14 protein-coding genes are annotated in these 15314 nt (G+C 61.7%); 9 read left to right on the top strand and 5 right to left on the bottom strand.

Translation table 11 applies throughout. The features are described from left to right. Positions 1-39 precede the first annotated feature (39 nt). The 5 genes from dapF (at position 40) to PR018_RS14655 (ending at position 5062) form a co-directional block, all read left to right on the top strand. Positions 40-945 (top strand): diaminopimelate epimerase, encoded by a 906-nt coding sequence (gene dapF, locus PR018_RS14675; protein WP_142824655.1) that lies wholly within the window; start codon positions 40-42, stop codon positions 943-945. Further along, positions 942-2216 carry a tRNA (N(6)-L-threonylcarbamoyladenosine(37)-C(2))-methylthiotransferase MtaB gene (mtaB, locus tag PR018_RS14670; RefSeq protein WP_142824656.1) on the top strand — a complete coding sequence of 425 codons (1275 nt, stop codon included), beginning with the start codon at positions 942-944 and terminating at the stop codon, positions 2214-2216. Before dapF ends, mtaB begins: the two co-directional genes overlap by 4 nt. Positions 2217-2230: 14 nt before the next feature. Then, positions 2231-3751: a signal recognition particle-docking protein FtsY gene (gene ftsY / locus PR018_RS14665; protein WP_142824657.1), complete on the top strand. Its 1521-nt coding sequence runs from the start codon at positions 2231-2233 to the stop codon at positions 3749-3751. A gap of 73 nt (positions 3752-3824) precedes the next feature. Then, the gene (locus PR018_RS14660; protein WP_142824658.1) at positions 3825-4478 is read left to right on the top strand and encodes a septation protein A; all 654 of its coding nucleotides are present in this window, start codon (positions 3825-3827) and stop codon (positions 4476-4478) included. Further along, positions 4475-5062: a DUF2585 domain-containing protein gene (locus PR018_RS14655; protein ID WP_142824659.1), complete on the top strand. Its 588-nt coding sequence runs from the start codon at positions 4475-4477 to the stop codon at positions 5060-5062. Before PR018_RS14660 ends, PR018_RS14655 begins: the two co-directional genes overlap by 4 nt. Positions 5063-5232: 170 nt before the next feature. On the opposite strand, the gene PR018_RS14650 is transcribed toward PR018_RS14655, so the two are convergent. The 5 genes from PR018_RS14650 to ccmA all read right to left on the bottom strand — a co-directional run bounded on the left by PR018_RS14650 (position 5233) and on the right by ccmA (position 9155). Continuing rightward, entirely contained in the window at positions 5233-5841 is a 609-nt protein-coding gene (locus PR018_RS14650; RefSeq protein WP_142824660.1) for a DsbE family thiol:disulfide interchange protein, read from the bottom strand. Then, complete coding sequence (ccmD, locus tag PR018_RS14645) at positions 5841-6011, bottom strand: heme exporter protein CcmD (RefSeq protein ID WP_142824661.1); 171 nt, start codon at positions 6009-6011, stop codon at positions 5841-5843. The genes PR018_RS14650 and ccmD overlap by 1 nt, the downstream gene beginning before the upstream one ends. A 4-nt stretch (positions 6012-6015) precedes the next feature. Then, positions 6016-6777, bottom strand: coding sequence for a heme ABC transporter permease (locus PR018_RS14640; protein ID WP_142824662.1), 762 nt, complete (start codon positions 6775-6777; stop codon positions 6016-6018). Positions 6778-6835: 58 nt separating this feature from the next. Further along, positions 6836-7495, bottom strand: coding sequence for a heme exporter protein CcmB (gene ccmB, locus PR018_RS14635; protein WP_111219658.1), 660 nt, complete (start codon positions 7493-7495; stop codon positions 6836-6838). A gap of 1021 nt (positions 7496-8516) precedes the next feature. Beyond that, positions 8517-9155, bottom strand: a complete 639-nt coding sequence (gene ccmA, locus PR018_RS14630) for a heme ABC exporter ATP-binding protein CcmA (protein WP_142824663.1) — start codon at positions 9153-9155, stop codon at positions 8517-8519. A gap of 268 nt (positions 9156-9423) precedes the next feature. On the opposite strand from ccmA, the gene acnA reads away from it, so the two are divergent. From acnA to PR018_RS14610, 4 genes are all read left to right on the top strand, one after another. Continuing rightward, positions 9424-12114 (top strand): aconitate hydratase AcnA, encoded by a 2691-nt coding sequence (gene acnA / locus PR018_RS14625; protein ID WP_142824664.1) that lies wholly within the window; start codon positions 9424-9426, stop codon positions 12112-12114. Between the two features lie 217 nt (positions 12115-12331). Then, complete coding sequence (locus PR018_RS14620) at positions 12332-13075, top strand: DUF1223 domain-containing protein (RefSeq protein WP_142824665.1); 744 nt, start codon at positions 12332-12334, stop codon at positions 13073-13075. Between the two features lie 154 nt (positions 13076-13229). After that, positions 13230-13631, top strand: a complete 402-nt coding sequence (locus tag PR018_RS14615) for a DUF2794 domain-containing protein (protein WP_142824666.1) — start codon at positions 13230-13232, stop codon at positions 13629-13631. A 578-nt stretch (positions 13632-14209) separates the two neighbouring features. Then, on the top strand, positions 14210-15271 hold the full coding sequence (locus tag PR018_RS14610) for a helix-turn-helix domain-containing protein (RefSeq protein WP_161990915.1): 1062 nt from the start codon (positions 14210-14212) through the stop codon (positions 15269-15271). The last annotated feature ends 43 nt before the right edge of the window (positions 15272-15314 follow it).

The following is a 15314-nucleotide window of genomic DNA, read 5'->3' as shown; positions in this document are numbered from 1 at the left end:
CATTTCCGCCATATACAGGCTCCAACAATGGAACGTCTGATGGGTGACACGGTCGAATTTGCGCGCATGAACGGGCTTGGCAACAAGATTCTGGTCGTCGACATGCGCGGTCGCAAGGACAAGGTGACGCCGGCGGCAGCGATTGCGCTGAATGCCGATCCGGCCACGCAATTCGACCAGATCATGGCCATCCACGACCCGAAGGCCCAGGGCACCGACGCCTGGATCGACATCCTCAACTGCGATGGCACCAAGGCTCAGGCCTGCGGCAATGGTACGCGCTGCGTCGTGCAGGCGCTTTCATCGGAGACCGGCCGCAAGGTTTTCACCTTCCAGACCGTCGCCGGCGTCCTCAATGCAGTCGAGCACGATGATGGGACGATCTCGGTTGACATGGGCAGGCCGGTGTTCGAATGGGACAGGATCCCGCTGTCGGAAGAGTTCTTCGACACCAGCCGCATCGAACTGCAGATAGGCCCGATCGACGCGCCGATCCTGCATTCGCCTGCCGTGATGTCGATGGGCAATCCGCACGCGATCTTCTGGGTCGAGCGCGACGTGATGTCCTACGATCTCGCCCGTTTCGGACCGATGCTCGAAAACCATCCGATGTTTCCCGAAAAGGCCAATATCACACTGGCGCAGGTGACCTCGCCGTCGTCTATGATCACCCGCACCTGGGAGCGCGGCGCCGGGCTGACGCTTGCCTGCGGATCTGCCGCCTGTGCCGCCGGCGTCAGTGCTGCGCGCACCGGCCGCACCGGTCGCACCGTCGAGATCGACGTTGCCAGCAGCGTGCCGCGCGGCAAGCTTCAGATCGAGTGGCGCGACGACGATCACGTCGTCATGACGGGTCCGGCCGAATGGGAGTGGTCGGGCAGGGTCGATCCGGCGACAGGCGTGTTTTCGCGCGACGAACAATCCGAAGTGGCGTCGGTGCGGTGAGCGGCGTCGAGGTCATTACCTTCGGCTGCAGGCTCAATACCTACGAATCCGAAGTGATGCGCGGCCAGGCTGAGAAGGCCGGGCTGAACAATGCCATCCTCGTCAACACCTGCGCGGTCACCGGCGAGGCCGTGCGCCAGGCGCGCCAGGCGATCCGGCGGGCGCGGCGCGACAATCCGCATGCCCGCATCATCGTTTCAGGTTGTGCTGCCCAGACCGAGAAGCAGACATTTGCCGAGATGCCCGAGGTCGACATGGTGCTCGGCAACGAAGAAAAGCTGACCCAAACCTCTTACCGGGCATTGCCTGATTTCGGCGTTTCGGCGGAAGAAAAGCTGCGCGTCAACGACATCATGAGCGTCCGCCACACGGCGCCGCAGATGGTCAAACACATCGACGGGCATGTGCGCGCCTTCATCCAGGTGCAGAACGGCTGCGACCACCGCTGCACTTTCTGCATCATTCCGTATGGACGGGGCAATTCCCGCTCGGTGCCGATGGGATCAGTTGTCGAGCAGGCGCGCCAGCTGGTGGCGTCAGGCTATGTCGAGATCGTGCTGACGGGCGTCGATGCCACCAGCTATGGCGGCGACCTGCCGGGCCGGCCGACGCTGGGGATGCTGGCCAAGACCCTTTTGCGCCAAGTGCCCGAAATCCGCCGGCTGCGGCTGTCGTCGATCGACAGTATCGAGGCAGACCGGCACCTGATCGACCTGATCGCCGACGAGCCGCGCTTCATGCCGCATCTGCACCTGTCTCTGCAGCATGGCGACGACATGATCCTGAAGCGGATGAAACGCCGCCATTCGCGTGCCGAGGCGCTCGCCTTCTGCGCCGAGGTCCGGCGGTTGCGGCCGGGTATCAGCCTCGGCGCCGACATGATCGCCGGCTTCCCGACCGAGACAGAAGCAATGTTCGAGAATGCGGTGAGTATGGCGGAAGAAGCCGGCATCGCCCATCTGCATGTGTTTCCTTATAGTCCGCGGCCGGAGACGCCGGCAGCGCGCATGCCACAGCTCGACCGGGCCGTCGTCAAGGAGCGGGCAGCCCGGCTGCGTGCCACTGGTCTTCGGCTGCAGCAATCCCATCTGGATGGCATGGTCGGCACGACGCAATGGCTGCTTGTCGAAAACAACGGTATGGCGCATACGGAAAACTTCACGCTTGTCGCGGCTCCGGGCCTTGCGCCTCGTGCGCTAGTCCCGGCCGTCATCACCGGCCACGACGGCAAGCGCCTCGATATACAACTTGACGCCGCAAACGCGGCCTGACTGACGGAATTTTCATGGCGATCGGTTTCATCAAAAAAGTCTTCACCTTCCGCCACGACCAGCCGGGCTTCAACGAGGTTCCGGCCGAGTTGCTGCCGGACGAAGACAAGGGTCTTGCCGCAGAGCTGGAGCCGAAGAGCCGCGAGGAGCACCTGCCCGAGGCTGCCGATCCGGTCTTGCCGGCGGAAATGGAGACAGCCGGTGGGCCTGCGGCCGATGGGATCGTTGGCGATGCCGAGGACGATACGCCGCCGATCCTGCCTGTCGTCACTGCGCTGGACGATCTCGGCGTCACACCACTGGCGTTGCTCGAAGCCGAGGCTGAGATTCCCGAGGGTGGGGCGACACCCCCCTCTGTCCCTGCGGGACATCTCCCCCGTAAGGGGGGAGATCAGACGGAGAGTGGCGCGGCTCCGACGACAATCGTCGACAGCCTGGCTGATTTAACATCCAAGGCCGCTCCGGCGCCAATATCCCCCCTCGTGGGGGAGATGTCGGCGAAGCTGGCAGAGGGGGGCGAACTGGCGTCGCAGCCAACCATCCCGTCCCCTCCCATTCTCCCCAAAGGCTTTTCCACCGGTCCCGCCATCGTCGCGCCCGTCCCCGAATCCCCGAAGACCACCTGGTTCCAGCGCCTGCGTGCAGGCCTGTCGCGGACCTCGTCGCAGCTCACCGGCCAGATCACGGCGCTGTTTACCAAGCGTAAGCTCGACGACCAGACGCTGCAGGACCTCGAGGACCTTCTGATCCAGGCCGATCTCGGCGTCGAGACGGCCTTGCGCATCACCGATGCGCTGGCCTCGGAGCGCTACGGCAAGGATGTGTCCGGCGAGGATGTCAGCCGCATCATGGCGGCCGAGATCGTCAAGGTGCTGAAGCCGGTGGCCAAGCCCCTGCAGCTCGACCTCAGCCATAAGCCGCATGTTATCCTAGTGGTCGGCGTCAACGGAACCGGCAAGACCACGACGATCGGCAAGCTGGCGTCCAAACTGTCGGGCTCCGGCCTGAAGGTGATGGTTGCTGCCGGCGATACGTTCCGCGCCGCAGCCATCGAGCAGCTGAAGATCTGGGCCGACCGGACGAAGTCGACCTTTGTCGGCACCAAGATCGGTGCCGATGCCTCCGGTCTCGCATTCGACGCATTCCAGCAGGCGAAAGCCGATGGCACCGACGTCTTGATCATCGACACTGCCGGCCGGCTGCAGAACAAGAAGGAGCTGATGGACGAGCTCGAAAAGATCGTCCGCGTGCTCGGCAAGCTTGATCCCGAGGCGCCGCACACCGTGCTGCAGACGCTGGATGCGACGACCGGCCAGAATGCGCTCAACCAGGTCGAGATCTTCCGCAATGTTGCCGGCGTTAACGGTCTTATCATGACCAAGCTTGACGGCACCGCCCGCGGCGGCATTCTTGTCGCCATCTCGGCCAAGCACAAGCTGCCGGTCTATTTCATCGGCGTCGGCGAGGGGGTGGACGATCTGGAGCCGTTCGAGGCGGAAGAGTTCGCCCAGGCGATTGCGGGGATCGACGGATAGCAACCGGCGCCATAGATAAGCCATCGACGCCGATCATGGCGCAACGGGATTTGGACCAAGGTCAGGACGGATAATGACGAGCAGCGAAAGCGACGTAACACCCAGCACGGCGGATCGTCAGAATCCGATGTTGAAGATGGCGCTCGAGATCGGGCCGCTGATGGTGTTTTTCTTTGCCAACCTGCGCGGCCCCTGGCTGGTGGCGCAATTTCCGGCGCTTTCAGCGCTGGGCGGTCCGCTGTTTGTCGCCACCGGGTTGTTCATGGCCGCGACGATCGTGTCGCTGATCGTCTCGAAGTTCGTGCTCGGCCACCTGCCGATCATGCCGTTCGTCTCCGGCATCGTCGTGCTGGTATTCGGCTCGCTGTCGATCTACCTGCAGGACGAGACCTTCATCAAGATGAAGCCGACGATCATCAATGCGCTGTTCGGCTGTGCGTTGCTCGGTGGCCTGCTGTTCGGCAAGTCGCTGCTCGGCTATGTCTTCAATGCCGCCTTCCAGCTCGATGCCGAGGGCTGGCGCAAGCTGAGCGTACGCTGGGGCGTCTTCTTCCTGTTTCTTGCCGTGCTCAACGAAGTCATCTGGCGGAATTTCTCCGATGATTTCTGGGTCGCTTTCAAGGTCTGGGGGACGATGCCGATCACCATCCTGTTCACGCTTTCGCAGATGCCGCTGATCATGAAGCACACGGTGCAGCCGCCTGCTGCCACGGACGCGGAGAAATGACGGTCGTCGACCAGACGTACCGGGCAAACCGCCACACCGCGTGGTTCGTGGCATGCCTCGCCGTGCTTCTTGTGCAGGTCCTCGCCGAGCACCTGATGGGCCGGGTTGCCATCTGCACCTGCGGCTATGTCAAATTGTTCGAGCCTGCGGTCAATTCCAGTGGCAACTCGCAGCATCTCGCCGACTGGTACACGCCGTCGCACATCATTCACGGCTTCCTGTTTTTTGGCCTGACGCATCTGATCATGCGGGCCAAGCCGCTGTCCATGCGGCTTTTCGTTGCCATGCTGATCGAATCGGGCTGGGAGATCCTCGAGAACTCGCCCATCATCATCGACCGCTACCGGGCGACGACGATCTCGCTCGCCTATGTCGGCGACAGCATCCTGAATTCGGCGATGGATACCGTGTTCATGGCCGTCGGCTTCGTCTTTGCCTGGCGGGCGCCCGTCTGGCTGACGATAGCAATCGCCATCTTCTTCGAACTCCTCACCGGCTGGCTGATCCGCGACAACCTCACCCTGAACGTGCTGATGCTGGTCTGGCCGGTCGACGCAGTCAAGACCTGGCAGGCGGCGCTTTAGGTCTGGCAGGCTGCGCTGTAAAATCTCGTTTTCAAAGGGTTACCCCACGCCCCTCATTCCTGTGACAAGTACAGGGATGAGGGAGGAGAGGGCGGCGACTGACGCGTTTGGGGTAGCCAGGTGCGACTGGTCGCCCGCCGCGCGGTGCGGGCAATAGCAAGCGTATGATGCTACGAACCGTGTCCCAGGGCCTTGTCGATCGCCGGGTACAGGCCTTCCCTGAGGCTGAGAGTATCGAACGGGCCGACGCGTTTGTAGACGATGGTGCCGTCGGGGGCGACGAGATAGGATTCGGGGATGCCGTAGACGCCCCAGTCGATTGCGGCTGCGCCCTTCGGATCGATGCCGATGGCCTTGAACGGATTGCCGAGTTCGCCGAGGAAGCGCAAGGCATTCTCCGGCTGGTCCTTGTAGTTGATGGCAACCACATTCAGCCGCCCGTCTTTCGCCAGTTCCTTCAGCAGCGGATGTTCCTCGCGGCAGGGAATGCACCAGGATGCAAAGACGTTGACCAGCGTCAGCTTGCCCTTGATCGCCGCATCCGTCAGCGCCGGCAGATTGGCGCCATCGAGTGGCGGCAGCGCCAGCGACGGCGCTTTCCGGCCAATCAGGGCCGAGGGAATCGTGGCGATGTCCTTGCCGTGAAAATCCTGGTCGTAGAGCATTTTGCCAGCCGTGCCGGCAATCACCCCGAACACCAACAGCGGCAGCAGGGCTGCGGCATAGCGGCCGATACCGCGCGACTTTGGCGCCGGGTCCTGATCGGTGCTTTCGGCCATCAGGATGTGACTTCCTTGTTGCGCTGCGAGCGCCGGCGGATGCCGGAGGCTTCCAGCGCCGCCAGTTCGCGGCGACGCAGGCGACCGTCGATCCAGGTCCAGCCAATGAGTGCGATCACGGTCAGTGCGGCAAAGCCGTAGGAGCCATAGACGTAGAAGGCGTGGTCCATCGGCTCAGCCCTCCCGGCTTGCCATGCGGGCGGCAAGGCGGCGCTGGGCGGCTATGCGGCGGCGCCAGATCTCATTGCGGATCGCCATCAGGTGCAGCGTGAAGAATAGTAGCGTAAAGGCCAGCGCCATGACGAACAGCGGCCAAAGAAATTCCGGCGCGATGGTCGGGCCGTCCAGCCGCACGATGCTTTCCGACTGGTGCAGCGTGTTCCACCATTCTACAGAAAACTTGATGATCGGGATGTTGACGAAGCCTACGAGGATCAGCACTGCGCTCACCCGCGCACCGCGCGAGGGATCGTCGATGGCGCGATTGAGCGCGATCAGGCCGAGATACATCAGGAACAGGATGAAGACGGAGGTCAGGCGGGCATCCCAGACCCAGTAGGTGCCCCACATCGGCTTGCCCCAGAGCGAACCGGTCACCAGCGCCAGCAGGGTGAAGGCGGCACCGAGCGGGGCTGCGGCCTTGGCAGCAACATCGGCCAGCGGATGGCGCCAGACCAGCGTGCCGATGGCAGCCACGCTCATCACCGTATAGCACATCATCGACAGCCAGGCGGCCGGCACGTGGATGTACATGATGCGCACGGTGTCGCCCTGCTGGTAGTCCGCATCCGTCGAGAAACAGAGGTATATTCCGATGACCGAGAGCATCGCCGTCAGCGCAGCCAGCCAGGGAATGACGCGGCTTGCCAGCGCCAGAAACCGGGTCGGGTTGGCCAGATCGGAAAACCGGCTCAGTGTCGGGCTGACTTCGCTCATCGATTTTCCTTAGCGCGATATTGTGAAGCCTGCAATTCAAACGCTGCTGGCAAGGCGATCAATCCGGCGTGCTCCTGAGAGCCAGGGCTGCTGCGGCCGGTCCGAGGACTGCGAAGAACAGCGTCAGGGCGATGAGGATCAGGAAGGGCGGCAGGAACGGCGCCGGGCCTTCGACGGCGGCATAGGTGGCCGAAACACCGAAGATCAGCACCGGGATAGCCAGCGGCAGGATCAGGATCGACACCAGCAATCCGCCGCGCGGCAGGGCAACGGCAACGGCCGCCCCGACCGCGCCGATCAGCGTGATGGCCGGCGAGCCGACCAGTAACGTCAGCATGGTGGCGCCGATCGCCGTCTCGCTCATGTTCATGAACAGCCCCAGCAGCGGCGAGGCGATCACCAGCGGCAGCCCGGTGGCCGTCCAGTGGGCCGCGCATTTGACGAGCACGGTCAGCACCAGCGGCGTTTCCTGCATCAACAGCAGATCGAGCGAGCCGTCATCGCGCTCCGCCTGGAACAACCGGTCGAGGCCGAGCAGCGCCGACAGCAGCGCGCCGATCCAGACGATGGCCGGTCCGATGCGGGCAAGCAGTTTCAGGTCCGGCCCGACACCGAAGGGGATTACGGCAACGACGGTCAGAAAGAACAGCACCCCGATCAGCGCACCGCCGCCAGAGCGAACGGAAAGCTTGAGGTCGCGAAGAAAGAGCGCAATCATCGTTTGCCTCCGACATGGCGAGGGCAGTTGCAAGCTTCGGAGGGCAAGGCATCCACCTCCCTCATTCCTGTGCTAGTCACAGTAATCCCGTCGCCCAAGTCTTTGGGCGGAAAATTCTTTGCCGAACAGCGGTGAGTCGTCTCACGGCGCAGACGCGCCGTGGCTGGATTCCTGTGACGAGCACAGGAATGAGGGAAGAGGGGGTTGGGAATGAGGGACATATTGTGGGCCTGCACGTGTGGGAGAGAGGTCGCACGGTCAGAGTGTGGGGTTGGGAGTGGTAGGGGCCAAGCGATCAATCGCATGACTCCTCTCCGGAAGCAGCAAAACCTGTCATCACCGGACCGCATGCGATGCCCAGCCCGATTGGCTTGTGCATTGCGACCAGTGTTTCGGGAGGGCGCTGCATCCACCTCCCTCATTCCTGTGCTTGTCACAGGAATCCAGTCGCCCAAGTCCTTGGGCGAAAGCCTCTTTGCCGAGCAACAGTGAGTCGTCTCACGGCGCAGACGCGCCGTAGCTGGATTCCTGTGACAAGCACAGGAATGAGGGAAGAGGGGGTTGGGAATGAGGGAGATATTGTGGGCCTGCCCTTGTAGGGGAGAGGCCGCACCGTCAGGGAGGGCGGTCGGGAGCACCAGAATCCCGGCGATCAATCGCATGACTCCTCGTCGAAGGCCGCAAAACCTGTCATCGCCGGCCCGCATGCGATGCCCAGTCCGATTGGCTTGTGTATTGCGACCAGTGTTTCGGGAGGGCGCTGCATCCACCTCCCTCATTCCTGTGCTTGTCACAGGAATCCAGTCGCCCAAGTCCTTGGGCGAAAGCCTCTTTGCCGAGCAACAGTGAGTCGTCTCACGGCGCAGACGCGCCGTGGCTGGATTCCTGTGACGGGCACAGGAATGAGGGAAGAGGGGAGAGGGTAAGGCAGGGGTACTTGTACGTGTCCGGTGACCCCGCTCTTGTTGTGGAGGTGGCGCGTGAACATCGGGATGGCTTGGCAGCGGCAAACTTGGAACCATCAACCCCATACTCCCTCATCCACACCGACAAATCCGGTCATCGCCAGTTCGCGGGTGTTATCCAGTCCGAGGGGCTGGTGGGTGGCTGCGAGGACAATGCCGCCGCGCTGCTGGTGCTTGGTGATCAGGTCGGCAAACAGGAGGTCGGCGTTGGCGTCGAGGGCTGCCGTGGGTTCGTCGAGGATCCAGACCGGGCGGTGGGCGACGAGCAGCTTGGCGAAGGCCATCCGGCGCTGCTGGCCGGCGGAGAGGTAGCCGAAGGGCAGGTGCAGGATGGCGGCAAGGCCGACGGCCTCGGCTGCTTCCTCCACGGACACCCCGCCGTCAGACCCGAGGAACGTGCGCCAGAAGGACAGGTTCTCGGCGACGGTAAGCTCGTTTTTCATCGCGTTGCGGTGGCCGAAATAGTGGCTGACCTCGCCCACCGGACGCTCCGATTCTCCTGCCCCGTCGACGCAGACGATCCTGCCCTTTTCGGCCGCCAGAAGACCGGCGACAACACCCAGGAGGGTCGATTTTCCGGAGCCGTTCGGGCCGGTTAATATCAGGGCCTCGCCGGCTCGCAAGTGAAAGGAAATGTTAACGAAAATCAGATCTTCGCCCCGCCTGGCAGCCAGGTTTTCGGCACTCAGATGCATTGGCGGAGGCTTTCCCGGTTGGCATGACGCATGTGCAAAAAATTGTCCGATTTTGGGCTTGCCTGCTATGGCAAGTTTTTTGGAAATTATCTATAAGACCTGCAACCACGCCAGCGGTCGGCGTGAACTTCATCCTAGCGCCGAACTTGCGGTTGTCTCAAGGCAACCTCACGTGCGGACAGCGGAAATGGCCGTACCCGCATCCTGATGTGCATTACGTGCATAGGCGTCCACACGACTGTGTTGGCTATCAGAAACGGGGTCTCTCGTGTCTAAATCTCTCGACAGTTTCAATTGCCGTTCCACGCTCAGCGTGAACGGAAAGGATTATGTTTACTACAGCCTGCCCAAGGCTGAGGCAAACGGCCTTTCCGGTATTTCCAAGCTGCCTTATTCCATGAAGGTCGTCCTGGAAAACCTGCTGCGCAACGAAGACGGCCGCTCGGTTGTCAAAAAGGACATCGAAAGCGTTGCCGCCTGGCTCATCGACAAGGGCACCGCTGAAAGCGAAATCGCATACCGTCCGGCCCGCGTGCTGATGCAGGACTTCACCGGCGTTCCCGCCGTGGTCGATCTCGCCGCCATGCGCGATGCCATGGTGGCGCTGGGTGGCGATCCGGAAAAGATCAACCCGCTGGTTCCCGTCGACCTGGTCATCGACCACTCCGTCATCGTCGACGAATTCGGCACGCCGACGGCACTCGCGCGCAACGTCGAACTCGAATACGAGCGCAACGGCGAACGCTATCGCTTCCTCAAGTGGGGCCAGCAGGCCTTCAAGAATTTCCGCGTCGTTCCTCCGGGCACGGGTATCTGTCATCAGGTGAACCTCGAATATCTCGGCCAGACTGTCTGGACGAAGGAAGAGGATGGGGAAACGGTGGCTTACCCCGACACCTGCGTCGGTACCGATAGCCACACGACGATGATCAACGGTCTTGGCGTTCTCGGCTGGGGCGTCGGCGGCATCGAAGCCGAAGCCGCCATGCTCGGCCAGCCTGTTTCCATGCTGCTGCCCGAAGTCATCGGCTTCAAGCTGACCGGCAAGCTCAAGGAAGGCTGCACCGCGACCGACCTCGTGCTGATGGTCGTGCAGATGCTGCGCAAGAAGGGCGTCGTGTCGAAGTTCGTCGAATTCTTCGGCGCCGGTCTCGACAACATGTCGCTTGCCGACCGTGCCACCATTGGCAACATGGGCCCGGAATACGGTGCGACCTGCGGCTTCTTCCCGGTCGACAGCGAAACCATCAACTATCTCACCATGTCCGGCCGCACCACCGACCGGATCGCGCTCGTCGAAGCCTATTCGAAGGCGCAAGGCATGTGGCGCGACAATGACGGGTCCGAGATTGTCTTCACCGACACGCTGGAACTCGATCTCGGCGACGTCGTGCCTGCCATGGCCGGGCCGAAGCGTCCCGAAGGCCGCGTGCCGCTGGAAAGCATCGCCGCCGGTTTCGCTGCTGCTCTCGAAGCCGACTACAAGAAGCCGGGCCAGATCGACATGCGCTATGCTGTCGAGGGTACGGACTACGACCTCGGCCACGGCGACGTGGCAATTGCCGCGATCACCTCCTGCACCAACACGTCCAACCCGTCGGTGCTGATCGCCGCCGGCCTGCTCGCCCGCAACGCCGTTGCCAAGGGCCTGAAGTCAAAGCCCTGGGTAAAGACATCGCTGGCACCCGGTAGCCAGGTCGTTGCCGAATACCTGTCGAAGTCCGGCCTGCAGACCGATCTCGACACGCTCGGCTTCAATCTCGTCGGCTTCGGCTGCACCACCTGCATTGGCAATTCCGGCCCGCTGCCGGCGCCGGTTTCCAAGACAATCAACGACAAGGGCCTGATTGCAGCTGGCGTTCTTTCCGGCAACCGCAATTTCGAAGGTCGCGTGTCGCCCGATGTGCAGGCGAACTACCTCGCATCGCCGCCGCTGGTCGTCGCCTACGCGCTGGCGGGCTCGGTGCAGATCGACCTGACCAGTGAACCGCTCGGCGAAGACAAGGATGGCAACCCGGTGTTCCTCAAGGACATCTGGCCAACCTCGCACGAGATCCAGGAATTCATCCTGAAATACGTCACCCGTGAACTCTACGAAAGCAAGTATGCCGACGTGTTCAAGGGCGATGTCAACTGGCAGGCCGTGCAGGTTCCTCCGGGCCAGACCTATGCCTGGGACGACGATTCCACTTACGTCCAGAACCCTCCCTACTTCGTGGGAATAGGCAAGAGCGGCTCCGGCATCTCCGATATCAAGGGCGCTCGCGTTCTTGGCCTGTTCGGCGACAAGATCACCACCGACCACATCTCGCCGGCCGGCTCGATCAAGGCAGCGTCGCCGGCGGGCGCTTACCTGCTGGAGCACCATGTCGGCGTTGCCGACTTCAATCAGTACGGCACGCGTCGCGGCAACCACGAAGTGATGATGCGCGGCACCTTCGCCAACATCCGCATCCGCAACCACATGCTCGGCCCGAACGGCAAGGAAGGTGGCTACACCATCCACTACCCGTCCAAGGAAGAGGAATCGATCTACGACGCGGCCATGCAGTACAAGGCCGAAGGCGTGCCGCTGGTCATCTTTGCCGGTGTCGAATACGGCAACGGCTCGTCGCGTGACTGGGCTGCCAAGGGAACCAACCTGCTCGGCGTCAAGGCCGTCATCGCCCAGTCGTTCGAGCGTATCCACCGCTCCAACCTGGTCGGCATGGGCGTCATCCCGTTCGTCTTCGAGGAAGGCACGACCTGGGCCTCGCTGGCACTGAAGGGTGACGAGACCGTCACCATCGAAGGCCTCGAGAACATCAAGCCGCGCGAAAAGAAGACCGCCGTCATCACTTACGGCGATGGCACGGTGAAGAATGTGCCGCTCATCAGCCGCGTCGATACGCTCGACGAGGTGGTCTATCTCAACAATGGCGGCATCCTGCAGACGGTTCTGCGCGATCTCGCTGCCTGATAGACAATACAGGCCACAGACAGGCGCCGCCGGAGAGAAATCTCCGGCGGCGTTGTTCTTTCACGGTGAAGTGTATCGTTGTCCGCTGTTGCCGCGTTGCCTCACCCGTTCGTGACTTTGCGCGGCTGCTGCGAGCCATTATCTCTTGCTTCAGATTTGTCAGGCTTGATGCAGGCCGAGGATTTTGGCTAACAAGGTCTGAAAGAGGTGTTGCCCCATGTCCGTTCGGTTCCTGATATCCCTGCTGGCCGGTGTCGCGTTGACGGGCGCGGCGCATGCGCAGGACTTGGGCAAGCTGAAGGGCGTCGTCGAGCTCTTCACCTCGCAGGGCTGCGCCTCCTGTCCGCCGGCGGACGCCGCGCTCAAGCAACTGATCGAGCAGGGCAATGTCGTGGCGCTGGCCTATCACGTCGACTACTGGAACTATCTCGGCTGGAACGACACCATGTCGTCGAAGGACAATACCGCCCGGCAATATGCCTATGCGCGGACACTCGGCCGCAGCAGCGTCTACACGCCGCAGGCCGTGCTGAATGGCCGGGATCATCTGAACGGCGCCGATCTCGGGGCTATCAACGTCAAGCTGGATGATCTTTCGCGTGCCGGACAGGGACTGACCGTTCCGGTCAGCGCCGCGATGAAGGGCGACGAACTGGAAATCGACATCGCGGCAGGCATGGGCAAGGCCAACGTGGTAGTCGCCTATTTCGACCGGGAACAGCGCGTCGACGTCACCAAGGGTGAAAATACCGGCCAGCAGATCGCCTACATGCACAGCGTTTCGGACGTCGAGACTGTGGGCATGTGGGAGGGCAAGCCGATGCACCTAACATTGCCTGCGAACGTTATGGACAAGGCCGGCCGCAAGGGGCTTGCCATCATGCTGCAGTCTTCGACGGCCACGGGAGATCCGGCAGCCATCATCGGGGCCACCGTCATGACTGTGGGTGCCGACGACTAGAGGCGTCAAATCTTCGCTATCGCAAATGTCTTCCAGGCTGGATGCCCGGTGAAATCTGCACCGGCGCAAATCCGGATGCGCGGCATCTTGCAATTTTATTGCGGCGGGGCGACACTGTCACCCTGCTGTCATGGGCGGAGGCTTCGAGGAATTGATGACTGATCAGCCGGATTTGCGACGCGGCCAAAGCAACAGCGTCGATAGCAACTCTTCCGTTGTCGTCGATATTACTCAATATAAACAGAGCAAGGATATCCTGCCAGTGACGTTTCACAGGCGGGAGCTGGATGCTATACTGTGGATCTACGGTCGAATGGTGGGCGAGAACGAGTGGCGCGACTATGCCATAGACCACACCAAGGAAAAGGCGATCTTCTCGGTTTTCAAACGCTCCGGCGAGTTGCCGCTGTTTCGCATCGAGAAGGACCCGAAGCTTGCCGCCAAGCAGGGTGCCTACGCCGTCATCAACACAAACGGTATGATCTTGAAGCGCGGGCACGATCTGCGCCAGGTGCTGAAGATTTTCGACAAGACGTTGAAACTGGTCGAGAAGTAGTCGCTCCGAGGGGGGTTCTGCTATCTGTAGTAGCGATCTGGAGCGAAGGGCCAGTGCGGCGGTGCTGCTGCACTCTGCCGGATACCCTCCAATTTTTCGTAGCTAATGCGTGCGATAGACCATGTAAAACGCCAGTCCCCAACACATCACCGTGGAAATGCTCAAAAGGAAAATGCCTATTTTCAATACGTAACTCCGTGGATGTTTCTACCGCAGGTGTGGGTACGTCGGGGCAGGACAAAGAGTTTCGGCGGCCACAGTCTTTTTTCATGCTTTCCCGGCGGAGAGCCAATCATTCGTATGGCAGGATCTAAATCCTATTTTCGAGCTCGTTCGCGCTGATTGAACTATTTTTTGTCGAAGTGTTGTCCGGAGCTCGGCGCAATCCGCTGAACCAATGCTGAATCTATATTTTTTTAGAAGAAGTTGCGCTCCCCTGGAATGAAGCCCGGACTGGCACCTCAGCAGTTGACGGTATTATGCCAATTACCCTGAATTGCATTTATTTAAAATGCTACCCTTGATATCCATCAAGTAGGATTGTAATCCTACGATCTATGATCCCTTGGAATCAGGCCGTGGCGCCAACATCAGAACCGCTGTCCGATGCCCAAGGGCGAGGTGAGGTCGCCGGCTTTCGCTTTTCCACGGCTGATAACGATGCGCCCTTTGCCGCCTGGCGTGCAGTCCTCGCGACGTTGTTCGAAGCCACGCAGACCCAGCAAATTACCCCTAGCGGGTTCAAGGCCGATCTTGTTGTCCAGCATTTCGGGACGTTCCTGCTTTGCCGCAGCTTTGCGGGCAGCGGGCGCTTTCTTCGTGACCATCAGCGGGTCTGTTCAGACGATCTGGACCATGTCGTTGTCTCCTCGGTGTTGAGCGGAGGGATCGCTGTCGGCGGCAAGGCGAGGCGGTTGCGGCCGGGAGACGTTACGGTCGTCGATCTTTCCTCGCCGATGCGTTTTGCCATGGTGGCGGCCGACGCGCTGCATCTGATCGTTCCGCGCGCCGGTTTGCCCAGTGCCGTGGCGTCCCTTTCGCCAATGCCATGCCGCGTTTTCCAGGGCGACACCGCAATGGCTATTTTCCTGCGGGGTATCCTCGAAAGCCTCTCCAACGCCTCCCTTTATTTCAGCGCGCTTGAGGTCAATGCCCTCGGTGCCTGCTTTCCCGACCTGCTCGGCTGGTGCCTGGGGACCGTTCCCGTGGTTTCAGCGGTAACAACGAGAGGCGATCTCGGCCGGCGGCTGCGCCGTCATATCGAGGAGAATATCGACCGGGCAGACCTGACTGCCTCGCGGCTGGCGCGCGAGATCGGCGTATCCCGCAGTCAGCTCTATCGGCAGTTCGAGGCGAGCGGCGGTGTCGACACCTACATCCGTGGCCGGCGATTACGGCGCTCATTGCAGGCGCTTGCCGACCCACGACGCGCAGATGCCAGGATCGCCGACATCTCCTACGAAATGGGTTTTTCCGACGAGGCGCATTTCAGCCGGCTGTTTCGGCAGACCTTCGGGCAATCGCCGCGCGACATCAGGGCGGCGGCGCGCGCCGGCGACAGCAGTTTGAAGGGCCTGAAGTTCCCGCCGGGTCCCGTCCCCTCCTTCTCCGATTGGCTTCTCATGCTCGGCACGGGCTGACGCGGTCCGTGATTTGGGACGCCTGTCCAAGTTTGCGGGACGG

Origin of the sequence: Rhizobium rhododendri (assembly GCF_007000325.2) — a bacterium.
GTDB classification, from domain to species: Bacteria; Pseudomonadota; Alphaproteobacteria; order Rhizobiales; family Rhizobiaceae; genus Rhizobium; species Rhizobium rhododendri.
This window is presented reverse-complemented; position numbering and strand designations above follow the sequence as displayed.